Raw genomic sequence first — 25367 nt, forward strand, 5'->3', positions numbered from 1 at the left:
AAGGAGAAACGATATGTCGATAATATGCAGCAAATGCGGAAGAACACTTCCGGACAATACAATATACTGCAGCGGATGCGGACAGAAAAACGAGCCTGTTGTTCCAATGAAATATTGCCCTTCATGTGGTAATAAAATATTGAAATCCTCAAAATTCTGCTCAAAATGCGGTGCCGTGCAGATTGCCGAAGCAGAAAAGCAAATACTTTTCTGCATGAATTGTAAAAAACCGCTTCCGGATGGCGCTGTGTTTTGCAGTATATGCGGAACGAAGGCGACGGTTATGTCGCCGGTATCCGGCAATATCGGCATATCGGTTTCTCAATCAAAAAAATGCAAAATGTGCGGAGCCGATTTGAAGCAGGATGCGATATTTTGCGGAATATGCGGCGCGGCGGTCAACGATGCATCTCAAACAAAAGCTGGCTTAATCAATAAAGACGATTTAACTTCGGATAACGCCGCAGCCGATAATGGATCCGGATTTAAACCAAGAGAAATTACATATGTTGAGAGTTCTAAAAAAAAGCCCGAGCTGGACATTATTGAACAGACAGAGTCAAGTAATTCGTCTGCCACGACACCTGAGATTGTCTTGGAAGATTCATCAACTGTAATGGAAAGTGATATAAGAATACCCGTTCCGACGCCGGTAATAACGCCTGTACCGACATCAGAAGCGATAAAATGCCCGAAGTGCGGCAAGGAATTAAAGCCCGGAGTAAAATTCTGCAACGGATGCGGGGCACTTTTGGATGCGGCTGTACCCGGAATACAAACTGTACCCGAAACTAAAATTGAAAGCGATGTCATAATACCCGTTCCGACGCCGGTAATGACGTCCGCACCGACATCAGAAACGATAAAATGCCCGAAGTGCGGCAAGGAATTAAAGCCCGGAGCAAAATTCTGCAACGGATGCGGGGCACATTTGAATGCGGCCGTGCCCGGAATGCAAACTGTACCTGTAAATGTAATTGAAAATGATATAAAAATACCCGTTCCGACGCCAGTAATAACGCCTGTACCGACATCAGAAGAGATAAAATGCCCGAAGTGCGGCAAGGAATTAAAGCCCGGAGCAAAATTCTGCAACGGATGCGGAGTAAATATTGATGCACTGAAAGAAAAACCGTTGGAAAAAGTACTTGCTGAAGAAATAATATGTAAAAACTGTGGCGCAGTTTTAAAGCCGAATATGAAATATTGTTATAATTGCGCCGCTGAGGTAAAATACTAATGCCAATAATAACAATAATTGGCGCAGGAATGATGGGAAGCGCGTTAAGCATTCCGGCTTGCGATAATAATAATATTGTTAAAATTGTCGGAACTCCGCTTGATGATGATATCATTGAACGATTAAAAAAGGATTCTTATCACTTAAATTTAAAACGATTTCTTCCGGAAGGGATAGAATATTATCATTTCAGCGAAATCAAAAATGCTGTTCCGAATTCCGATCTTTATATCTCCGGAGTTTCAAGCTTCGGTGTAGATTGGTTTCTTAAATCAATTATTCCCATATTGCCTGAAAATATCCCGGTGCTTTCCGTCACTAAGGGACTCATTGAAGATGAAAATAAGAAGCTGATATCTATCCCGGAGTATTATGAAAAAAATATAAATTACAGTGACAGACGTTCTTTCAACGCAATCGGAGGGCCCTGTACAAGCTATGAGCTTGCCGACAGACATCAGACGATTGTCTGTTATTGCGGAAAAGGTATTAAAACGCTTGAATATATTCGGAAAATGCTTCAGACCGAATATTATCATATCGAATTGTCTGATGATATCGCCGGTACGGAATGCGCGGTTGCCATGAAAAACGCCTACGCGCTTGCTGTTTCACTCGGAATAGGACTGCCCGAAAGAACTGAAGGAAAAAGCTGCATTGAGCATTATAACCTTCAGGCCGCGTTGTTTTTACAGAGTACCCGCGAGTTGAAGAGAATAGTCAAATTGGTCGGAGGCAGGGAAGAAAGCCTCGTTTACGGAGTTGGCGATTTGTACGTAACTATTTTTGGGGGACGTACAAGAAAAATCGGTACTCTTCTCGGACGCGGCATGACCTTTATGGAAGCCATGAAGGAGCTGAGCGGTATAACGCTTGAATCCGTAAGCATTACAAGAAATTGTTGCCGCGCGCTGATAGATACCGGAACAGATATTGAGTGTTTTCCTCTTTTAATGCATATATATGATATCATCGAAAACGGAGCCGACGTTGACATTCCGTTCGAAAAATTTAAATAAGAGCATTAAGAGACAGCTTTCGGTTGTTGGTATGCACACATTGAGAATTATGTTATATGTGTTGTTAAATTGTACATAATATGTAGAGATCAAATAATAAAAATCAGATTTACCAAGCGTAATAGCAATGAGGAAGATATATGAAACAAAAAACACTGTACGAAAAATTCCAAAAAAAGTTATATCATATAAATAAAATGTGCAATTTTAAAGAATTAATATATAACAGCGCTGAAAAATATTCAAACCGTCCAGCTTTTAAATTAAAGTTAAAAAACAACTCGTATAAATATATAACTTATACACAAGTGAAAGCTCAATTTAGAAAATCTACAGCCGCGTTTTTAAATATGAGTCTTTTGGGAAAGCGTATAGCTATCATCGGTAAAAATAGCTATAATTGGGTAATAAGCTACCTTACCGCAGCGACAATAGGTGTTGCTGTACCGCTTGATAAAGAATTAAATACAAAAGATATGTATGACTTTATCTGCTCCGCCGAATGCGCGGCAGTTGCTGCGGATGAAGACATTATAAATAAACTGAAACCGCTCTGCGGAGATTCGGTACATTATATTTCTTTACAAAGTATAACATCAATGCTGAATACCGTGGAGCTAGATACACGTGTTGATTCGATAAAAATAAATAATGATGAAATGTCTGTCTTGATTTTCACATCTGGTACAACTGGAAATTCAAAAGGCGTTTGTCTGTCCCAGAAAAATATATGTGCAAATATTTATTCGACAACGCGGATGGTGAAAATAAAACCCAATGACAAGACATTATCTATTCTTCCCCTGCATCATACCTACGAATGTACGTTGAACTGCCTTTTGTTATTATCAAGAGGCGCATGTATTTCCTTTATTGATGGTATGACAAAAATTCCTCAAAATATATCTGAATATCATCCAACTGTGCTTGTGGTTGTGCCTGCTTTGCTTGAAATGATGAATAAAAGGATACGAAAAACTGTTGCAAATCAGTGTCCGGAAAAATACCGTGATCTATTTGAAAAATATTCTTTCGCCGAGGCATTGTCAAAAGTTCCGTTTATATTACGCCTCATCATATGCCAAAAAGTCAAAAAATCACTTGGCGGAAAATTAAGACTGTTTATTGTCGGAGCTGCTGATCTGCCACCAATTCTTGTTGAGGATTTTTTGGCTCTCGGCATTCGCACTTTACAGGGCTATGGTCTGACCGAATGTTCTCCGCTTCTTGCGGGAAACAACGATTTTTATCTTAATCCGAAATCGACCGGTATAGCGATCCCCGGTGTGGAGATTAAAATTGAAAATCCAAATAGTGCAGGTGTTGGTGAAATTGTTGCACGCGGGGATAATATTATGCTTGGTTATTATCGTGATGAAGCGGCAACAGCAAAGGCAATGAAGGGCGGGTATTTTCATACGGGAGACCTTGGGTGTATGGATGAAGATGGTTTTCTGTATATCAAGGGACGTTTAAAAAATGTCATTGTGACAAGTAATGGCAAAAATATTTATCCCGAGGAGCTGGAAACACGTCTGAAGGAGGATGAATTGATCAGCGAATCATTAGTTCTTGCCGGTACTGATAAAAACGGTGAAATTTGCGTTAAAGTAAAAATATTGCCGAATTTGGAGCATATCATACAAATTATCGGGCATCTGCCTACTCAGGAAGAAATCCAGACAGCTGTAAAATCCGTTATTGATAAAATTAATAAGTCTTTACCGGGATATAAGCATATCAGAATAATCGAAATTCTGTCTACAGAACTCGAAAAAACTACTACACGGAAAATCAGACGCTGCGGAACAAATCTGACATAACTTATTAATTCTGTGAACGTAGCTATAAAGACTATGCGGCAGTAAAACGATATAAGTAAAGCGAGCTAATAATATGGCTCGCTTTTTGCATTCTATAAAATTTTCCGACATATGTGCAATGAAACCTGAGTAAATGACTCATTGTCACCTACTCGAGTTCAAGAAGTTATTCCATTTTACAGTATATTTCAATTGCTTTTGATACGAAACCTGCCGTCCCGATTCCGCCTGCTTTATCAATATTGTCAGTCATATCGCCTCCGGCAAAGTACATTTTTCCTAGACCGGCCAGAATATCGGTGGTGCAGTTATAAAAATGTTTTGTTATATAAGATCGAAGCTTTATGACCATGTCCTGAACTGACTTATCCTCCGGGCAGCGGTCAAGCAGCTTGCCAAATTCGGCAAATATGCTCATAAATTCAATATAAATATTTTTCATGTCGTTCTCTGAAATATTTACTGACTTTTTTTCATATTCGCGGAACGCTTCGGTATCACCCCATCTTTCTTTTGCTTGCTGTGCGTATTTTTTAATTTTATCTGAATTAAAAGCTGAAAAATCCAAATTGGTCACCCCTAACGTTTTAATATTGAGAGCGAAGGAAATCAGTTTTTCAATGCGTCCTTTCTTTAATTTAAGCATCTCAATCTGTTGTTCAAGAGCTTTGTTTTTGTCAAAAGAAGGACTATCTATGATATTTCTGATTTCATCAAGCGAAAATTGAAGTTCACGAAACAACATGATGTATTGGAGTCTTTCCAGTGCTGCGTCGCCGTAAAGACGATAACCCGCGCCGGTCACCTGATCAGGATGCAATAACCCAATAGAATCATAATAATGCAGAGTGCGTATACTCACTCCGGATATTTTACTGACTTCGTTTACTGTTTTCACTCTTATCACCTCGTATATTCCTATTATAAACTATGACGCTGCGTCAGAGTCAATACCTTTTTCAGCTTTTTAAAAATTTTTATAGTGGCAATATAATGCAAAAGGCTGTCCGAAAATATTCGGATAAAAAAGCGGCCTCCGATTGTTGAAGGCCGCAAAAATTTGTGATAATGATTAAATTTCAGGGATATTGATAGTTATTTCCTTATTTTGTTCAGCCGATTTTACGATACCGTCAATAATAGCTTGGTTATATAGAATTTCCGAAACAGAAATAGGAGCGGATCCGTTGTTCTTTACGGCATCCAAGAATGAACGTACTTTTTTATAAAATAATCCTTCTCCATCGTTTGCCAATATAGGAATCACGGTCTGCGTCTGAAGACCTGCGATATCATGATATACCGTCATAGGCCCGCCCACAGATCCATTCCAGCAATCGGTTGAAGGTATTCTCAGAGCGCCTTCAGTACCTAAAATGACAGTATCACCCGGAGTGTCGAGATGCATCGCCCATGAAATACGAAAATCTAGAATAATATCTCCTTCAAGGCGGATAAATGCAGCTGCGAAGTCGTCGACGTTAAAGCGTTTTGCGTCTACGGGATTGTTATATTTCGGATTCGGACCGAAAAATGCGCTTGTATAACCTGATACAGTCAATGGCTTCGGATATCCGATGGCATTAAGTACCATATCAAGCGAATAACATCCGATATCTCCGAGAGCTCCGATCCCGGCGGTCTTTTTTTCAATAAAAGTGCTGTTCGGAATTCCGCGCCGGCGTCCGCCACCGGTCTGTATGTAATATATTTTACCGAGCTCACCTGACTGGACGATGTTTTTTATCATTTTCATATTTTCGTCAAATCTTGGCTGAAATCCGACCGAAAGAATCTTTCCGCTTCGTTTTTCCGCTCTTGCCATTTCCACGGCCTCTTCTATAGTTACACAAAGAGGTTTCTCAACGAGCACATTTACTCCCTTGTCAAGAGCGTAAATTGTACAAACTGCGTGTGTTGCGTTATATGTGCATACACTTACCGCATCAAGTTCCTCATTATCGAGCATTTCTTTATGAGACGGGTAAAAACGTACTCCGCCAACACCGTATCTTTTGAAAAATGCTTCAGCTTTGCCGGGAATGAGATCGGCCGCGGCGACTATTTCTACGTCTTGCATCTGTTTATATGCTTCGACATGCGCTTCGGCTATCCATCCTGTTCCTATAAATCCTACTTTAAGCTTTTTTGAAGCCGTTTGTTTTGCTTTTTTTTCAACTTTTTGAGTGAATTGATTTAATATCGCATCTGACATATTATCAAATCTCCGTTTTTAATAATTTAAAATACTGAGTTAATTTTATCAATTTATTCATGAAATGTCAATGGTTTGAGATAATTATTACTACTAACTCGACAATTAAATAATTATCGTAAAAAAGAGAAAAGCTTTGGTATATGGGCTTATCTCTCTAATGCTTATTGCAGTTGCTGCTGCGCTTAATAAAATTACAATCGGTAAACAATAAAAATATAAAATAATTCAGATAATATGAATATTGTTATTTACAAATAACGATTACAATGATATACTTAATATATGTAAAATGGAGCAGGGATGGATTATTTATGAGCGAAAGAACGGTAAATGCGTTATCTGTAAGCATTATCCCCCTCATAAATATAAAAACATATTATTTAAGCAGGAGCATTATAGGCGGTAATATTAATACTGTTACCTGCGATGATGCATCGGTAAACAGCTTATCAGCGAATAATACCCATTACTTTATATATGTTGACACAATTATTGGGCTATTCCGCTTATTAGAATCAGCAATTGAAGAGAAAAGCATGGAAATTATCTCGGATGCTGAAATTTCATATAATTACATCAAATAAAAGCTCGTGCCGCGAAGAATATTCTTCGCGGCACGATTTGAAAATTGATAGATTATTTTATATGCCTGGCAGGTTCCTGATATCAGACAAGTCCCTGAGCAATCATGGCGTCGGCAACCTTTATGAATCCGCCTATGTTTGCACCCTTGACGTAGTTTACTCTTCCATCCGGCTCTGTTCCGAATTTTACGCAGGTATCATGAATGCCGAGCATGATTTTCTCAAGTTCTTTTCCGACTTCCTCTGCGGTCCAGCTGCGTTTTTCTGCATTCTGGCTCATTTCAAGACCGGAGCAAGCGACTCCGCCTGCGTTGGCTGCTTTTCCGGGAGCAAAATTAATATTCTTAACGAGGTAATCTACTGCGTCTGCCGTGCATCCCATGTTGGATGTCTCAATAACATATTTGCATCCGTTTGCTATGAGGGTTTTTGCGTCATCAAGATTGAGCTCGTTCTGTATAGCGCACGGGAAAGCAATGTCACAGGGAATTTCCCACGGCCTCTTTCCGGGTATAAACTTCGCATTGAATTTTTCTGCGAAAGGAGCGACTATATTTTTGTTTGATGCACGAAGGTCGAGCATGTAATCGACACCTTCGGCGGTCATACCGTCCTTTATATATACATAACCGTCAGGACCGGAAATTGCGATCAATTTTGCGCCGAGCTCTACAAGCTTCTTTGCGGCGCCCCATGCAACGTTTCCGAATCCGGAAATGGCGACTTCCTTGCCGGAGATTTTATCGCCCGTTCTCGCAAGCATATGTTGAGCAAAATAAACAGTACCGTAACCGGTCGCTTCCGGGCGGACAAGGCTTCCGCCGTATTCGCGGCCTTTTCCGGTGAGAACTCCGACAAATGTATTGGTTATGCGCTTATATTGTCCGAAAAGATAACCGATTTCTCTTGCTCCAACACCAATATCTCCTGCCGGAACATCGGTTTCTGGACCGATGTGACGGAACATTTCTGTCATAAAGGACTGGCAGAAACGCATGATTTCCGCGTCGGATTTGCCCTGCGGATCAAAATCGCTGCCGCCTTTGCCGCCGCCCATCGGAAGCGTTGTCAGACTGTTTTTAAAAGTCTGTTCAAAAGCAAGAAATTTGAGAGATCCTATGCAAACTGAAGGGTGAAATCTGAAGCCTCCCTTATAAGGACCGATCGCGCTGTTCATCTGAATGCGGAAGCCTCTGTTTATCTGAATTTCTCCCTTGTCGTCGAGCCACGGAACACGGAACATGACAACTCTTTCAGGTTCGACCATTCTTTCCATTATCTTGTTTTCAAGGTATTTTGGATGGCTGTCAAGAAAATCCTTTAATGATTGAGCAACTTCTTCGACTGCCTGATGGAATAACGGTTCACAGGGGTTTTTGGCTTTTAAATCATCCATGAATTTTTCAACATCGAAAGACATGATAAATCCGTTTCTCGGGAGTTATATTCACGTTTACGCTTTATCCCGTTTGCGAAAACGCGTCTGAGTTATGGTATTAAGCGATGGTATTTTAAGAATTTCAAAAGAATTCTAAATGCTGTATAAGTGACAAATATTGTTGTTTGGAATGCCTTAAAATCAATCGCGGTTATTCTTACAATTGATATTATAGCACTTAGGATTAATAAATACAATATCAAAAATTAAAAATAATGCACAAAAATATTGCGCAAGAATATATATATAAGTATATAATGCTATATTACAATAATGCGAGTAAATTAAAATAATAAGAATTATTATAAAGGAGCAAAAAACACAAAATAAATTATTGAATAATATATAGGACAATAATTGCGCTTATAATATGAAGATGAAGGAAGCAAAACAACCTAAAAATTGCACAAATGAAAGATTCATTCTCCGAAAAATCAAAATCAAAAATACATTAATTAAAAAATGATAAAACAAGACATCAAAACGCAATTTTAAAAAATAAAATTTCATAATAGAAAATCATGACTTATAATGTTGAGACATAAAAATTGCTTATATAAAAATATCTGAATAATTATGCAATTATGCTTGACAATATTGTATAAATGTTATATAATATTCGGAAAGATTGCAATTAATAGGTTTACCGGAGGAAATATATCGAATGAACTTAAAGAAGAAAACGATATTCATCGATGGCAAGGAAGGCACAACAGGGCTTAGAATTTATGAACGGCTCGCAGCCAGAAACGGAATCGATATTGAGCTTTTGACAGTTGAAGAAGCTGTGAGAAAAGATCCGGAAAACCGAAGACGCCTTATAAATGCATCTGATATTGTATTTTTATGCTTGCCGGATGACGCATCGCGTGAATCGGTTGCTTTATGCGAAAATCCGGATACGGTTATTATTGACAGTTCTACGGCATACAGAACAGATCCGAGCTGGGCATACGGTTTTCCGGAGCTTTCTGAACATAATAAGGATAATATTAAAAACGGAAAGAGAATTGCTGTTCCCGGATGTCATGCAAGCGGTTTCGTTTCTATAGTATATCCGCTTGTTAAAGAAGGAATTATTTCAACCGATGAGAGATTTGATTGCTTTTCCCTCACCGGATACAGCGGTGGCGGAAGAAAAATGATCTCTCAATACGAATCTGATATGAATAAATCAAATGGAATGTTCTCACCGAGAATATACGGACTTGGACAAAATCATAAACATCTCAAAGAGATGAAAGCAATATGCGGTTTAAGCAAAAATCCGTTATTTTTACCGATTGTTGACGATTATTTTAGCGGAATGATAGTAAATGTACCGCTGCCTGACGGAATAAGTATTACGAAAGATGAGCTGAGAGTATTTTATTCTGAATATTACAAAAACAGTCGTATAATCAGCGTGTCAAATGAAAATGAACATTATTCGGATGGTTTTATTCCCGCGAATGCTTTTTCGGGATATGATTCCATGATGATATGTGTTACCGGCAGCGATAATGACGACAGCAGAATATTGATCAGCAGTATATTTGACAATCTCGGAAAAGGCGCATCTGGCGCGGCGGTTCAATGTATGAACCTCTCAATGGGAATAGATGAAGCAGCTGGATTGAAATTGATTTGAATTAATAAATTAAAACGGAGAAATATATGAAAAAAACAGAAGGCGGCATATGTGCCGCTAAGGGATATACAGCCGCCGGACTTCACTGCGGCATTAAAAAATATAAAAAGGATCTTGCTTTGATAGTGAGCGATAAACGCGCGTCATGTGCTTGTGTTTATACTAAAAATCTTGTAAAAGGCGCTCCTATTGCTGTAACAAAAAGAAATGTCTCTGATGGATATGCGCAAGCTGTCATATGCAACAGCGGAAATGCGAATACCTGCAACGCTGACGGTGAAAAAGTCGCATATGGAATGTGTGAGCTTGTTGAAAAATATGCCGGGATACAAAAAAGCGATGTTATCGTTGCTTCGACAGGAGTAATAGGAAAGCCGCTTGATATAACACCTATTGAAAATTCGATGTCCGATCTCGTTTCTTCGCTCGGAAATAACAGCTCTGATTGTGTTGAAGCTATAATGACGACTGATACGTTCAAAAAGGAAGCAGCTTTAGAATTTGAAGTTGGAGGCGTTGTCTGCAGAATGGGCGGCATTGCGAAGGGAAGCGGAATGATACATCCCAATATGGCGACTATGCTCGTATTTATAACAACAGACGCTGCGATAGCTCCCGAAATGCTTCAGAAAGCGCTTTCTGAGGTCGTTACAGACACTTATAATATGATAAGCGTAGACGGCGACACCTCGACCAACGACATGGTTTCCGTGCTCGCAAACGGAGAAGCCGGAAACGAAATAATAACAGCTGAAAATGAAGCATATTCTGAATTCAAATCATCACTGAATGAGCTTTGTGCCTATTTATGCCGCATGATAGCTTCCGACGGCGAGGGCGCGACAAAGCTCCTTGAATGCAAGGTTTTGAATTCGAAGGAAAAGAATATCGCACGCATATGCGCCAAAGCAGTAATATGCTCCAGTCTCGTGAAAGCCGCGATGTTTGGTTCTGACGCGAACTGGGGGCGTGTGCTCTGCGCTCTCGGATACAGCGGAGCGGAAATTGACGTAAATCGGGTAGACGTAACATTTATTTCGGCTTCAGGCGCGGTTAAGGTCTGTAAAGACGGAGCCGGAGTGAGCTTTTCAGAGGAAGAAGCAAAAAAAGTGCTTTCCGAAAAAGAAATTATAATAAATATTGATCTTAAGACCGGAGAAGCAGAAGCGACTGCGTGGGGATGCGATCTTACATATGATTATGTTAAGATTAACGGAGATTACAGGACGTGATAACGCGGCTTAAATTCGAAGAAAGGCACAATTATTGTTATGAATGAACATATTTTATCAAACGCTCAGCGGGCGGAGGTGCTTGTTCACGCTCTGCCGTATATTCAGGAATATAATAATAAGATCATTGTCGTAAAATACGGCGGAAACGCCATGATAAACGAAGAGCTTAAAATTGCAGTAATGCATGACATGGTGCTGCTTTCGCTTATCGGCATTAAAGTCGTACTTGTCCACGGCGGCGGACCTGAAATATCGGATATGCTTACCCGCATAGGTAAAAAAAGCGAATTTGTTGACGGCCTGCGAGTTACGGATCGCGAAACAGCCGAAATCGTTCAGATGGTTCTTTCGGGTAAGATTAACAAAGGGCTTGTCAATCTTATACAAAACATCGGCGGCAACGCAATGGGTCTCTGCGGAGCCGACGGAGCTTTGATCAGAGCAAGAATACTCGACGAGCGGCTTGGTTATGTCGGCGAAATAACCGAAATTAATACAAAGCCAATATTGGATCTTATAGAAAAAGGCTATATTCCCGTCATATCAACAGTCGGCTGCGACAGCGAAAACAACATATATAATATCAACGCTGATACTGCCGCCGCCAGAATTGCCGGCGAGCTTAATGCCGAGGCATTGATTTCTATGACCGATATTTCGGGCATAATGAGAGATAAGCTTGATCCTTCTTCTCTTATAACAAAAATAAGCGCAAGCGAATCGCTTCAGCTTATAAAGGACGGAATAATTTGCGGCGGAATGATTCCGAAAACAGACTGCTGCATCGAAGCGATAAGGCGCGGAGTAAAAAAAGTATTTATAATAGATGGAAGAGTCCCTCATTCAATTCTGATTGAAACTCTGACAGATGAGGGCATCGGAACGATGTTCGTAAGGTGATGGAGAAGAATCCATAACAGAAAGGAATAATTATGATTGATATTAAATCCACCTACAGTGAATATATTGCGGAAACATACAGCAGGAACGATTTAGTTATAATGAAGGCAAAGGGAAGCGAGGCCTTCGACGAAAACGGAAAGAGGTATATCGATCTTGGCGCCGGGATCGCCGTGAACATTCTCGGTTATTGTGACGATGAATTTGCCGACGCTGTAGCAAAACAGGCGAGGACAGTGTCGCATACCTCAAATCTGTATTATACCGAGCCGCAGGCCCATCTCGCAAAGCTCATATGTGAAAAATCCGGCATGAAGAAGGTCTTTTTCTCTAATTCCGGAGCTGAAGCAAACGAATGTGCGATAAAGGCCGCGCGTAAATATTCGTGGGATAAATATGGAGAGGAAGCCGGCAGAAATAAAATTATCTGCTTGAATCACAGCTTTCACGGCAGAACGATCGCAACGATTTCAGCAACAGGACAAAGCGAATATCATAAATATTTCGCTCCCTTTCTTCCAGGATATGTGTTTGTCGAGCCGAACGACATAGAAGCTATGGTGGCGGAAGCGAAAAAAGGCGATGTCTGTGCGATTATTGCCGAAATTATTCAAGGCGAGGGCGGAGTTAATCTGCTGAACACTAATTACATCAAATCATTACAGACCATATCTGAAGAAAACGATCTTGTACTTATTATCGACGAAGTTCAGACGGGAAACGGCAGGACCGGCAAATATTTTGCTTATCAGAATTTCGATATAAAACCGGATATTGTGACAACTGCGAAGGGCCTTGGCGGAGGATTACCGATAGGCGCGACGCTCTTTAATGACAGGCTCGCGAATACCCTTACGCCTGGAACGCATGGATCGACCTTCGGAGGAAATCCGATTGTATGCGCCGGCGCCGTTTCAATAGTAGAAAGTATTGATGATAAGCTTTTAGACGAAGTCAAAGCTAAATCCGAGTATATATTTACCAATCTCAGGCAATGCGGCGGAGTTAAAAGTGTCACCGGAATGGGCCTGATGATCGGTATCGAAACAGATAAAAACGCAAAAGAAATCGTGAAGCTTCTTGCTGACAGGGGAGTACTCGTTCTCACGGCAAAAACAAAGCTGCGCCTCGTGCCGGCATTAAATATACCAGTCGGGCTTTTGAAGGAAGCAATTGGAATTATGAAAGAGGTATTGCAATGAAGGATCTTCTTAAGCTGGGTGATCTTACTCAGCAGGAAATAACCGATATATTGAATCTTGCCGATCAGCTTAAATATGAAAAAGCTCACGGCACCGCGCATAAATTGCTGAACGGTAAAACGCTAGGCATGATTTTTGAAAAGTCGTCGACACGTACAAGAGTTTCTTTCGAGGTCGGCATGTTTGAACTTGGCGGGAACGCCCTGTTTTTATCAAACCGTGACCTTCAGATAGGACGCGGCGAGCCACTTGAAGATACCGCGCGCGTGCTTTCACGTTATCTTGATGTTATAATGATACGGACATTTAAACAGTCCGACGTTGAAAAGCTGGCGGAATATGCGTCAATACCGATCATTAACGCGCTGACGGATTATGCGCATCCTTGTCAGGTGCTGGCCGATCTTATGACCATACGTGAATATTGCGGTAAACTTAAAGGATTAAAGCTTGCCTTTATCGGCGATGGAAATAATATGGCAAATTCACTCATAGTCGGTGGAATTAAAACCGGGATGAGTGTTTCAATCGCATGTCCCAATGAATATAAGCCCGATACCGGCATAATGAACTGGGCAAACGAAAGCGGTAATTTCGTATGTACGGATAATATTGAAGAAGCAGCTGCGGATGCGGATGTTTTGTATACAGATGTGTGGGCTTCCATGGGCTTCGAGGATGAAGCGGCTGTACGCAGGAAAGCATTTACAGGATATCAGATCAACGATAAACTGCTTAAATGTGCCAAGCCGGGAGCTATCGTGCTTCATTGTCTTCCCGCTCATCGCGGCGAAGAAATTACTGCCGATGTATTTGAAGCTCATGCTAAAGAGATATTCGACGAGGCGGAAAACCGTCTTCACGCACAGAAAGCAGTGCTTGTAAAGCTTCTCGGCAAAGCTTGACAAATGAATAAACGCGTTTAATAATCAGAAAGGCATGGATTAAAAAATGGACAAAGTCAAGATAACGCTCTCGGACGGTCAATGCTTTTACGGAGAATCGTTTGGCGCTCCTTTAAACGGGCAAACGGTTATCGGAGAGCTGGTTTTTGCCACCGGGATGACCGGTTATATAGAGACACTCACAGATCCGAGTTATTTCGGCCAGATTGTAATGCAGACATTCCCTATGATAGGTAATTACGGAATGATAGAAGAAGACAGGGAGAGTAAAAAATCATACATAAAAGCTTATGTTGTGCGTGAATGGTGCGATACTCCGTCGAATTTCAGATGTGAAGAGAATTTAGACGCTTTTCTGAAAAATCAAGGCATCACAGGAGTATGCGGCGTTGATACCCGTCAGATTACAAGAACAATAAGAGAAAACGGCGTAATGAACGCGATGATATCGTCATGTCAGGATAACGGACTGAATAACGATACGTCAGAATCATACAAAGTAACAATTAAACAAATTAACAATTATGTAGTTGCGAATGCCGTTATGAGTGTTTCTAGGAAAAAGCCGTCACGATATCCCTCCTCCGCGTCTCAAGACGGGAAATATAAGGTTGCTCTTATAGATTACGGCGCCAAGCATAATATAATCCGCGAGCTTAACAAGCGGGAATGCGATGTAACAGTACTTCCTCACGATACGCCGGCAAATGATATAATAAAAGGTGGCTATGACGGATTAATGCTTTCAAACGGACCTGGCGATCCGGCAGAAAACAAAGATTGTATAAAAGTTGTCTCAGAGCTTTTCGGAAAGATACCCATGTTCGGGATATGTCTCGGACATCAGATAATGGCTCTTGCAGCCGGAGCGAGGACGGAAAAGCTTAAATACGGTCATAGAGGATTGAATCAACCAGTTAAAAATATTTCATCCGGAAGGGTTTTTATTTCGAGCCAGAACCACGGTTACGCGGTCGTTGCGGACAGCATACCTAAAAAAATGGGATATATAAGCTATTTAAACGCAAACGACGGAAGCTGTGAAGGAGCGGAATATCCGGAATACCACGCGTTTTCCGTGCAGTTTCATCCCGAGGCATCTTGCGGTCCGCATGATACGATGATGCTGTTCGACAAGTTCACGGAGTTAATGAGCATGTCAAAGCTCATAAGCAAGCCTGAACAAACAAAATAAATGAAACGAGGTGAAGGATATGCCGCTTAATAAAAAAATAAAAAAAGTACTTATGATCGGTTCCGGTCCTATAGTTATCGGGCAGGCCGCCGAATTCGATTACGCAGGCGCACAGGCATGCCGGGTATTAAAAGATGCCGGAGTCAATGTCGTACTGGTAAATTCAAATCCTGCCACAATAATGACCGACACCCAGCTTGCGGATGAAATATATCTTGAACCGCTGACTGTGCAAACTGTCAAACGAATAATAGAAAAAGAACAACCGGACAGTATGCTTGCCGGGCTCGGAGGGCAAACCGGGCTTACGATTGCAATGCAGCTTTCACATGAAGGATACCTTAAAAAAATGGGTGTCAGACTTCTGGGAACAAGCGCGGAAGCGATAGATAAAGCTGAAGACAGAGAGCTTTTTAAAGAGACAATGATCTCAATAGGTCAACCCGTTATACCGTCCGACATAACATCGGCAGTCGAAGGCGCGCTTTCCATTGCCGACAAAATCGGATACCCGGTAATAGTACGTCCGGCATTTACGCTTGGTGGATCCGGCGGAGGAGTCGCATATAACGCGGACGAGCTTAAGGTCATTGCTGACAACGGTCTTGTCCAGTCCCCGATTACGCAGGTACTGATCGAAAGATATATTTACGGCTGGAAAGAAATCGAATTTGAAGTAATGCGTGACGCGAACAACAACTGCATCGCAATATGCAGCATGGAGAATGTGGATCCAGTCGGAGTTCATACCGGCGACAGTATAGTCGTCGCTCCCGCTCTTACTCTTGCCGATAAAGAATTCGAAATGCTCAGGACGGCCTCGATTTCAATTATATCAGAGCTTGGCATAGAGGGCGGCTGCAACTGTCAGTTTGCACTTGATCCGAACAGCTTTAATTATGCCGTTATAGAAGTAAACCCGCGTGTTTCGCGTTCATCTGCTCTTGCCAGCAAAGCGACCGGATATCCGATTGCAAAGGTCACAACGAAAATCGCGCTCGGTTATACGCTTGACGAAATAATCAACGACGTAACCGGTAAAACATATGCGTGCTTTGAACCTGCGCTTGATTATGTAGTGGTTAAATTTCCGAAATGGCCCTTTGACAAATTCATAAACGCAAAGCATTCGCTCGGTACTCAGATGAAGGCTACGGGCGAAGTGATGGCGATAGGTTCCGGATTTGAACAGGCGCTCATGAAGGCAATACGCGGAGCGGAGATATCCGCAGATACGCTCGCACTTAAAAAGCTGAGAAACGATGAGATCGATATACGAGAAAAGCTCAAGGATATTGACGATATTCGTTTATTCACGATATACGAAGCGCTGCGCCGCGGCGTTGAAATTGACGAAATATTCAATATTACAAAAATCGACAGGTTCTTTATCAATAAAATCAAAAAGCTTCTTGATACCGAGATGGAGCTTTCCAAAGGAAATCTCACCGATGAGCTTTATCTTAAAGCTAAGAAGCAGGGATATACGGACGATGCGATAAAGAGAATGTCCGGAAAACCTATTGCACACCCACATTACGCGGTTTATAAAAAGGTTGATACCTGCGCGGCGGAATTTTATGCGGAAACACCGTATTATTATTCAACTCACGACGATTATTGCGAGTCACGTGTGCTTTTAAAGAACAGGAGCAAAGATAAACAGACGGTTATTGTTCTCGGCTCCGGTCCGATCAGAATAGGCCAGGGAATTGAATTTGATTATTCATCAGTTCATTGTGTCAACACATTGAAAAAAATGGGTTTTGATGTTGTTATAATCAACAACAACCCGGAAACCGTTTCAACCGACTTTGATATATCCGACCGGCTTTATTTCGAATCGCTCACACCGGAAGACGTGATGAATGTCATAAGGGTCGAGAATCCGATCGGTGTTGTCGTGGCTTTCGGCGGACAGACGGCGATCAAGCTGACAAAATTCCTCGATCAAAACGGAATCAAAATCCTCGGCACAAGCGCAGAATCAATCGATATTGCCGAAGACCGTGAGAGATTTGATGAGCTTTTGGAAAAATTCGGGATTAAACGTCCGAAAGGTCACGGGATTCTGACGCTTGAAGAAGCTTTGAAGGCTTCCGAAGAGCTTGAATATCCCGTGCTGCTGCGTCCATCATATGTTATCGGCGGACAGAATATGGTAATTGCCTATACAGAAGAAGACGTAAAACGCTATATGGCAATAATACTCGAATCCAAAATCGAGAATCCCGTACTTGTAGATAAATACATGATGGGAACAGAACTCGAAGTTGATGTCATTTCCGACGGAAAAGACGTATTGATACCTGGCATAATGGAGCATATCGAACGCGCCGGTGTGCATAGCGGAGACTCCATTGCCGTTTATCCTCCGTATAACCTCAATGACAAGCTTTTAAAAAATATTATAGATAATTCCGAAAAGCTTGCTCTTTCGCTTGGCACAAAAGGTCTTGTAAATATACAATACTTGATTTACCGCAACGAATTATATGTTATAGAAGTAAATCCGCGCGCGTCGCGGACGATTCCATATATCAGTAAAGTCACGGGAGTGCCGATGGTTGAGCTTGCGACCAGAGTTATGTTTGATGAGCCGCTTTCCGGAATGGGATACGGTACTGGTTTGTATAAAATCCCGCCCTATGTTGCGGTGAAGGTTCCTGTATTTTCTTTTCAAAAGCTGTTGGATGCCAATTCCACTCTCGGACCGGAAATGAAATCCACCGGAGAAGTTCTCGGCATCGGTAAAACACTTGAAGAAGCATTGTTCAAAGGGCTTGTTTCCGCCGGCTTTAAAATTACCGCTCCTAATGCGCAGAAACATGTAGGAGTTTATATTACAGTCAACAAACAGGACAGATTTGAGATTGTGAGACTGGCCAAAAAGTTTATCGATCTTGGGCTTGATATCTATGCTACAAAGGGTACCGCGTCAGTAATTTCACAGCTCGGTACGGATGTGACAGTCGTTCCCCGCTTGTCTGAAAGCGACGATGTATTGAAGCTTCTTGAGGCAGGAAAGATTGATTATATTATTTATACCGGTTCAAATGAAATCAACGCCGTAAACGATTTTATCAGGCTTCACCGCAGAGCGCTTCAATTATTCGTTTGCTGCCTTACATCGCTTGACACCGCAAACGCTCTCGCGGACATACTCGCAAGCAGGTTCAATCAGAATAACACTGAGCTTGTCGATATTGCACATCTCAGAAAAGAAAAGAAAAAGATTAAATTCGTTAAAATGGCGGGCTCGGGAAACGATTACATCTTTATAGAAAACTTCGACAACTCAATAAGCTGTCCGGAATCGCTTGCGCTCAGCTTTGCGGACCGTCATTTCGGAATTGGCGGCGACGGACTTGTATTAATAGAAAAATCCGAAAAAGCTGATGCGAAAATGAGAATATTCAACAAGGACGGCAGCGAAGGCAAGACTGCAGGCAACTGTTTGCGATGTGTCGGCAAGTATCTTCACGACTTCGGATATACCGACAAAGAGGAAGTCACAATAGAAACAGCCGGCGGAATAAAGAAAATGAAGCTGTATACCATAAACAACCTTGTCAGCTCCGCGTGTGTAGATATGGGACAAGCATCGCTTCTGCCTTCCCAAATTCCGGTTTTACTTGACGGCGACAAAATTATCGACAGACCCATGATTATCGGCGGAACCGAATACAGAATAACATGCGTTTCCGTGGGAAATCCGCATTGTGTGGTATTTGTTAATCATGTTGATTCCTTTGATGTTGAAGGAGTCGGAAAAATGTTTGAAATAAACCCGATTTTTCCGGAACGAGTAAATACTGAATTCGTGCGTGTTGTAAACGAATCGACGATCAAAATGCGCGTATGGGAGAGAGGCAACGGAGAGACCTGGGCATGCGGCACAGGCGCATGCGCGGCGGTTGTTGCCGCTGTTGAAAACGGGCTATGTAAAAAAGGCGAAGACATTACCGTAAAGGTAAGAGGCGGAGATCTGATCGTAAATTATACTGACGAACGTGTGCTTTTAACAGGAAACGCCGTTCTCATATATGAAGGCGTAACAGAGTATTGATCAAGTATTGAAATCAGTAACATGGGATTTATAATAACACCATATAGAGAATATCGAAAGGAAAATGTAAAAACAATGAAGAATAACATTAAAAAGATAGTTCTGGCTTATTCGGGCGGACTTGACACCTCAATAATTATTCCATGGCTTAAGGAAAACTACGAAGGATGCGAAGTAATTGCGGTCGCCGCCGACGTAGGACAGGGTAAGGAGCTTTCCGGTTTACGTGAAAAAGCCATTAAAACAGGCGCCTCAAAAATTTATATTGAGGATCTCACAAAGGAATTCGTCGAGGATTATATATTTCCGACGGTAAAAGCCGGCGCCAAATATGAAAACAAATATCTCCTCGGCACGAGCTTTGCGCGTCCCATAATCGCGAAACGCATTGTTGAAATCGCTCTTAAGGAAGGCGCGGACGCGATCGCTCACGGATGCACCGGTAAAGGAAACGACCAGGTAAGATTCGAGTTGACGATAAAAGCATTTGCGCCTGAAATGAAGATAATTGCTCCATGGCGCGAATGGAGCATCAAGTCCAGAGATGAAGAAATAGATTATGCAATATCAAAAAACATACCGCTCAATATTACACGGGAAACAAACTATTCGAAGGACATGAACATCTGGCATCTTTCACATGAAGGAATGGATCTTGAAAGCCCGGCCAACGAACCGAATTATGATAAGATTCTCGAACTCGGTGTTTCGCCGGAAAAAGCTCCTGATAAACCGGAATATGTAAAAATAGGTTTTGAAAAGGGCAATCCGGTGAGTATTGACGGTGAAAAGCTCGGAGCTGTTGAAATAGTCAAAAAGCTCAACGAATTGGGCGGCAGAAACGGAATAGGTATTCTCGACCTGGTCGAAAACAGACTTGTCGGCATGAAAAGCCGCGGAGTATACGAGACTCCCGGCGGAACTATCCTTTATGACGCGCATGAGCTTCTTGAAAGCGTTACGCTTGACAGAGATACAATGCACACAAAACAGATGCTTGCCGGGAAATTTGCGGATCTCGTCTATTTCGGTCAATGGTTTACTCCTCTTCGCGAAGCGCTCAGTGCGTTTGTTGATAAAACACAGGAAAATGTAACCGGCGAAGTGCTGATAAAGCTTTATAAAGGAAATGTTATTCCTGCTTCCATCATATCTCCGTATTCGTTATATGATGAAGAAATAGCGACCTTCTCAAAGGACGACGTTTATGATCAAAAGGATTCCGCAGGATTTATCAACTTGTTCGGGCTGCCAATACAGGTAAAAGCGCGCGCAGATTTGCGCAATAAGAAAAAATAAGGAAAATAAATTATGAAAATGTGGGAAGGACGCTTTTCAAAAAAAAGCGACAGCGCCCTTGACGCTTTCAATAGCTCGATTGCGTTTGACAGCAGGATGTACAGAGAAGATATAACCGGAAGTATTGCTCACGCAAGGATGCTCGGTAAGCAGGAGATAATATCAAAAGAGGCTGCTGACGAAATTGTCAGCGGCCTTGAAGGTATACTTACCGATATAGAAACCGGAAAGCTTGAAATTTCACCGGACGCAGAGGATATTCATATGTTTATTGAAGAAGAGCTTTCTCTGCGTATCGGCGAAAATGGTAAACGCCTCCATACCGCCCGAAGCCGAAATGATCAAGTCGCTCTCGACATAAAAATGTATATCAAGAATATGTTAAAAGAAGTGAAAGCGTCGCTTCTCGAACTGCTCCGCGCATTGTACGGTATGGCTGAAAAAAATACGGACACCGTGATGCCCGGTTATACTCATTTACAGAGAGCCCAGCCTGTTACATTTTCGCATTACATGCTCGCATACGCGGAAATGATAATGCGCGACATTGACAGACTTACCTGCACATATCACCGTGCCAATGTAATGCCACTCGGAAGCGGTGCGCTTGCATCGACAACATATCCGCTCGACCGTCATTTTGTGGCAACATCATTGAATTTTGCGGATATAACATATAATTCACTCGACGGAGTGAGCGACAGGGATTCTGTTATTGAATTCGCGTTCGATTTATCAGTTGTAATGATGCACCTTTCACGGCTTTCCGAGGAAATCATACTTTGGTCTTCTAGCGAGTTTTCATTTGTCGAGCTTGACGACGCTTTTTCCACCGGATCATCAATTATGCCGCAAAAGAAAAACCCTGACATTCCTGAGCTTGTCAGAGGAAAGACGGGGCGCGTATACGGAGATCTTACGGCATTGCTTGTAATGATGAAGTCTCTTCCGCTTGCGTACAACAAAGATATGCAGGAAGACAAAGAGGCGCTTTTCGATGCCATTGACAATTCGATCCTGTGCATTAATATCTTTGCTCGTATGCTGCCTACATTAAAGGTTAAACGGGAGAATATGCGTGCCGCCGCGTCAGGCGGATTTATTAACGCGACTGATCTTGCCGATTATCTTACTAAAAAGGGTATGCCATTCCGCACCGCATATAAAACAGTCGGAAGCATGGTTGCTTATTGTAACGGAAAGAAAAAAGGTTTTGAGAATCTCGAAATGACTGAATATAATATGTTCTCAGACTTATTTGACAAGGATGTTTTCGAAGCAATAAATCTTGAAAATTGCGTTGCAAGACGTGATATAGTAGGAGGGCCCGGTCCTCACAGCACGGAAATTCAACTTGCCCGCCTCAAGGATTTTATCGAAAGCAATATAGACAATCGATAAATGTTGAGTACGAGAAAAACGGCTTCTTTGAAAAGAAGCTTGTCAAGAAATTTCATATGTCGTGTGTTATTATAATATCATTTATTTGTATACAAGGAAAGCTGCCGTTAAACAACAAATTAACGGCAGCTCGTTTTATTAACTCGGCATTTAAATAATTACCGCCTAAAGAAAGAAATACTCTGGTATATAGGCTTTTCTCTCTTATAAAACAAGGCTTATTTAAATGCCGTTTTAATAATATTGCTTATTCCACCGGTTCTGTACACGGGCAGACAATTTCAGGGATTATATCGTCGTTGTACAGGAATTTTACGGCATTTGATATAATTTTTTGTATATTTTCGTTATGATACGCACCATTTGTTTCATGACCGGGTTGTAAATAAAAAACTTTGCCGCGGCCTCTGTTAAAGACGCATCCGGTTCTGAAAACCTCACCGCCGTTGAACCATCCTAAGTATACAATGTCGTCGGGCTTTGGAATATCAAAAAATTCGCCATACATTTCCTCAGATTCAAGTTTGAAATCCTCGGGTACGCCCTTTGCTATCGGATGAGACGGATTCACACACCAAATATGCTCTCTGGTGGCGTCTCTCCAGCGGAGAGAACATGACGTGCCCATAAGAGCTTTGAATATCTTTGAATAATGCCCGGAATGAAGAACAATCAGCCCCATACCGCAAAGGACTCTGTTTTTGATTTTTTCAACGAGAGCATCGTCAACCGCTTGGTGAGCTGCGTGACCCCACCATGTGAGGACATCGGTATTATTAAGTACTTCGTCCGGCAGTCCCTGATTGGGCATATCAAGTGTTGAGGTACGGACATTCAGCTCCGGATCTTTTGAAAGGAAATCGGCTATGCATCCGTGAATACCCTTTGGATACATTTTTGCGGTATCTGAATCATTCTTTTCATGAACATATTCATGCCAGACGGTTACATTAATCATAAAAGATTCTCCTTGATTTCTGAAAGAATTAGCTGCTCGGTTTCAGGCTTGAAGCCTTCACGGGCATAATAACAACAACAGCTTCCTGATGGCTCATAGCCTCCGTAGTCATACATATCGGCAGTGCAGATATAACCCGGAGTACCGTTTGAATAGCCCGCCACAATCGTATGGCGGCCGGGAAGCATAGCTTTTATTGCATAATCATATTCGACACACACTTCGCCTTCAAGCCCAAAAAGTGTGAAAGAGTCGCCGATATCGATTCTCTGTACGGAATAGCCGACATCCGGAGAAATTGTTTCATATTCGGTATAGTATTTCATCAAAGGGTTTTTATAAAGTTCGAGAGTTTGTTCATCGGCTTTCTTTTTATATTCGTCTTTAGGAAGCAGCGACTGGTATTGAATCTTGAAATTTGTTTTCTTTGAAATAAGTTTTCCGGAAACAGAGTTGCCGGGCATTGATTCAAGCTCAATGACCTTATTCGCGAGAAGCTTTCCGAAATGTTCAACATCCTCATATGTACCTCCGCGGAAGCCATTGCCTGCATCATTAATCGTTCTTACACGAATGTTTCCGCAGCAGCCCTGTAAAAACAGAGCAGTCGTTCCCGGGAACGCGGATTCGAGATGTCTTTTTGCCGCGGCAGGATAATCACCGGATATTTCATCAAAACCGGTTGTGCTCGGATGACAAGTATACTGGAAGAAAAGAGCTTTGAGCTTACCTTTGCAGACGGCCTTTAAAAGCGTTACCTCGTCATTTCGTATGCCTTTTTCATAAGGGGCAAAATAATATGTTCCAGTTTCAATATTTCGGCGATTGATTCCTATTCCATAACATTCGCCGGTTGTGTATGATAATTCGCCCTGTTCAAGGTCCTCAAACGCTCCTACGGCAGCTTTTACTGCGGAGTCATAAAAGAAATCCGCGTATTCCTTTAAATATGCGCCTATTCCGGGATTTACGTTTTCGGAGGTTTGAGGCGCGCTGTGAGTGTGGCTTGCGTTAAAAAGAATTGAATCAGCCGGGACTTTTGTTTTTTCGGATATGAGCTTTGCGCAATTTTTTGCTTTGGCAGCATCAAAACCAAGCACATCAGCGGTTACGATGATTGCAAATGTCCCATTGCTTTCAAAAGCGATGGCGGAAGTAAAAATATCGTCGTGAATTCCGGTGAATTTACGGTCAGGATTGCCGAATCCGGTGAGATGGATGGGCAGGGTAGTTGAAATACATTTTTTACAGACACCGATTTTCATTTTAATACCAACCTTTGATTATAATTTATAAACTCAGCATTACGATGACGCCTATTCCGACGCCGATCGCGATGTATGAAATCAAATTCAATTTCTCTTTAAAGAAGAATCTTCCGATAAGAGCCGATAGAATCATAGAAGAACCGCTGCATACCGGATATTGTATTGCCGAAGATGAATATGCGACGAGCTGAGATGAAGCTATGAGGTTAACGCCGAGCGAAATTGAAAGCAATATTGAGGCGGGCAGAATGCTCATGAAATAAATGGGCGCTCGCTTTGTCTCAATGTAACTATCTGCATTTATTGATGCTGTAATGTCTTCCTCCGGGGACATTTTGAATTTTAACTTGCCAAAGCCTCCCGTAAAGACGAATATTAAAAATGAAGTAATTGCGGCGAACATAAAATACAAAAACATCATTTCATTTTTTTGGGTATTCTGATTATATATAACCTGCATTCGGACGAAAAGATTTATAAAGCTGTTAGTAATAAATGTCAGCGTAATAAATATTATCCAGCGAATGTTTGCTTTTTTTGATACTCCGGTTTTTGATCTTGAAATCGTTAAAACGCAGACACATGCAATCATAAGAACAAGAGCAAATCCCTGCAATGCCGTCATTGTTTCATTTAAAAATAATATTGCGTAAAAGATTACCGCAAATGAGCTTAAATTTAATAAAACAACGGAAATTGTATACGGACCGCAGGTAAGGGAAACCAGATACAGATACGCGGCTATTGCCAGGCAAGCTCCGCCGCCCAAAGCGCAAAGCACTGTGGAAAGAGAAGATGAAAAGCCGTTATTTGATATAATTATGGCAACAAGAAAATATAGCGATGAAAATGACATATATATTGTACATAGGAGAGCGGGAGAAGACGGATTCTTTCCCTGACGCATACTGCCGAATTTATAAAATAAACCGGTGAGGACAGAGGAAAGAATAGTAAGAAAAAAATATAAAATTATCATTTAG

General features: G+C 41.6%; 19 protein-coding genes. 13 read left to right on the top strand and 6 right to left on the bottom strand.

Annotation, left to right across the window (positions count from 1 at the left end):
* Positions 1 to 13 precede the first annotated feature (13 nt).
* The 3 genes from VB118_00515 (at position 14) to VB118_00525 (ending at position 4082) form a co-directional block, all read left to right on the top strand.
* Positions 14 to 1240: a zinc ribbon domain-containing protein gene (locus VB118_00515; GenBank protein MEA4831081.1), complete on the top strand. Its 1227-nt coding sequence runs from the start codon at positions 14 to 16 to the stop codon at positions 1238 to 1240.
* Positions 1240 to 2259 (top strand): glycerol-3-phosphate dehydrogenase, encoded by a 1020-nt coding sequence (locus tag VB118_00520; protein MEA4831082.1) that lies wholly within the window; start codon positions 1240 to 1242, stop codon positions 2257 to 2259. Before VB118_00515 ends, VB118_00520 begins: the two co-directional genes overlap by 1 nt.
* A gap of 197 nt (positions 2260 to 2456) precedes the next feature.
* The gene (locus VB118_00525; protein ID MEA4831083.1) at positions 2457 to 4082 is read left to right on the top strand and encodes an AMP-binding protein; all 1626 of its coding nucleotides are present in this window, start codon (positions 2457 to 2459) and stop codon (positions 4080 to 4082) included.
* A 166-nt stretch (positions 4083 to 4248) separates the two neighbouring features.
* On the opposite strand, the gene VB118_00530 is transcribed toward VB118_00525, so the two are convergent.
* On the bottom strand, positions 4249 to 4980 hold the full coding sequence (locus VB118_00530; GenBank protein MEA4831084.1) for a MerR family transcriptional regulator: 732 nt from the start codon (positions 4978 to 4980) through the stop codon (positions 4249 to 4251).
* A 174-nt stretch (positions 4981 to 5154) separates the two neighbouring features.
* The gene (locus VB118_00535; protein ID MEA4831085.1) at positions 5155 to 6297 is read right to left on the bottom strand and encodes a Gfo/Idh/MocA family oxidoreductase; all 1143 of its coding nucleotides are present in this window, start codon (positions 6295 to 6297) and stop codon (positions 5155 to 5157) included.
* Positions 6298 to 6611: 314 nt separating this feature from the next.
* Here VB118_00535 and VB118_00540 point away from each other — a divergent pair, with 314 nt between their 5' ends.
* Complete coding sequence (locus VB118_00540) at positions 6612 to 6884, top strand: hypothetical protein (GenBank protein ID MEA4831086.1); 273 nt, start codon at positions 6612 to 6614, stop codon at positions 6882 to 6884.
* 82 nt (positions 6885 to 6966) lie between these two features.
* Here the strand turns inward: VB118_00540 and gdhA are convergent, their stop codons facing one another.
* Positions 6967 to 8304: an NADP-specific glutamate dehydrogenase gene (gdhA, locus tag VB118_00545; protein ID MEA4831087.1), complete on the bottom strand. Its 1338-nt coding sequence runs from the start codon at positions 8302 to 8304 to the stop codon at positions 6967 to 6969.
* Positions 8305 to 8986: 682 nt separating this feature from the next.
* Here gdhA and argC point away from each other — a divergent pair.
* The 9 genes from argC to argH all read left to right on the top strand — a co-directional run bounded on the left by argC (position 8987) and on the right by argH (position 22158).
* Positions 8987 to 9952 (top strand): N-acetyl-gamma-glutamyl-phosphate reductase, encoded by a 966-nt coding sequence (gene argC, locus VB118_00550; protein ID MEA4831088.1) that lies wholly within the window; start codon positions 8987 to 8989, stop codon positions 9950 to 9952.
* A 26-nt stretch (positions 9953 to 9978) separates the two neighbouring features.
* Positions 9979 to 11184 (top strand): bifunctional glutamate N-acetyltransferase/amino-acid acetyltransferase ArgJ, encoded by a 1206-nt coding sequence (gene argJ / locus VB118_00555; protein ID MEA4831089.1) that lies wholly within the window; start codon positions 9979 to 9981, stop codon positions 11182 to 11184.
* A gap of 39 nt (positions 11185 to 11223) precedes the next feature.
* Positions 11224 to 12087: an acetylglutamate kinase gene (gene argB, locus VB118_00560; GenBank protein ID MEA4831090.1), complete on the top strand. Its 864-nt coding sequence runs from the start codon at positions 11224 to 11226 to the stop codon at positions 12085 to 12087.
* 32 nt (positions 12088 to 12119) lie between these two features.
* On the top strand, positions 12120 to 13289 hold the full coding sequence (locus tag VB118_00565; protein MEA4831091.1) for an aspartate aminotransferase family protein: 1170 nt from the start codon (positions 12120 to 12122) through the stop codon (positions 13287 to 13289).
* Positions 13286 to 14194 (top strand): ornithine carbamoyltransferase, encoded by a 909-nt coding sequence (gene argF, locus VB118_00570; GenBank protein MEA4831092.1) that lies wholly within the window; start codon positions 13286 to 13288, stop codon positions 14192 to 14194. The genes VB118_00565 and argF overlap by 4 nt, the downstream gene beginning before the upstream one ends.
* 46 nt (positions 14195 to 14240) lie before the next feature.
* A complete protein-coding gene (carA, locus tag VB118_00575; protein ID MEA4831093.1) occupies positions 14241 to 15389 on the top strand; it encodes a glutamine-hydrolyzing carbamoyl-phosphate synthase small subunit in 1149 nt (382 codons plus the stop codon).
* Positions 15390 to 15408: 19 nt separating this feature from the next.
* Complete coding sequence (gene carB, locus VB118_00580; GenBank protein MEA4831094.1) at positions 15409 to 19458, top strand: carbamoyl-phosphate synthase large subunit; 4050 nt, start codon at positions 15409 to 15411, stop codon at positions 19456 to 19458.
* Between the two features lie 75 nt (positions 19459 to 19533).
* Positions 19534 to 20757, top strand: coding sequence for an argininosuccinate synthase (locus tag VB118_00585; GenBank protein MEA4831095.1), 1224 nt, complete (start codon positions 19534 to 19536; stop codon positions 20755 to 20757).
* A 12-nt stretch (positions 20758 to 20769) separates the two neighbouring features.
* On the top strand, positions 20770 to 22158 hold the full coding sequence (argH, locus tag VB118_00590; protein ID MEA4831096.1) for an argininosuccinate lyase: 1389 nt from the start codon (positions 20770 to 20772) through the stop codon (positions 22156 to 22158).
* A gap of 247 nt (positions 22159 to 22405) precedes the next feature.
* On the opposite strand, the gene VB118_00595 is transcribed toward argH, so the two are convergent.
* Genes VB118_00595 through VB118_00605 form a run of 3 tightly spaced genes read right to left on the bottom strand, consistent with a single transcriptional unit; the run spans position 22406 to position 25363 of the window.
* The gene (locus tag VB118_00595; protein ID MEA4831097.1) at positions 22406 to 23116 is read right to left on the bottom strand and encodes a ThuA domain-containing protein; all 711 of its coding nucleotides are present in this window, start codon (positions 23114 to 23116) and stop codon (positions 22406 to 22408) included.
* The gene (locus VB118_00600) at positions 23113 to 24381 is read right to left on the bottom strand and encodes a neutral/alkaline non-lysosomal ceramidase N-terminal domain-containing protein (protein ID MEA4831098.1); all 1269 of its coding nucleotides are present in this window, start codon (positions 24379 to 24381) and stop codon (positions 23113 to 23115) included. Before VB118_00600 ends, VB118_00595 begins: the two co-directional genes overlap by 4 nt.
* A gap of 25 nt (positions 24382 to 24406) precedes the next feature.
* On the bottom strand, positions 24407 to 25363 hold the full coding sequence (locus tag VB118_00605; GenBank protein MEA4831099.1) for a hypothetical protein: 957 nt from the start codon (positions 25361 to 25363) through the stop codon (positions 24407 to 24409).
* Between the last annotated feature and the right edge of the window lie 4 nt (positions 25364 to 25367).

This window comes from Oscillospiraceae bacterium (genome assembly GCA_034925865.1).
Lineage (GTDB): Bacteria > Bacillota > Clostridia > Oscillospirales > SIG627 > SIG704.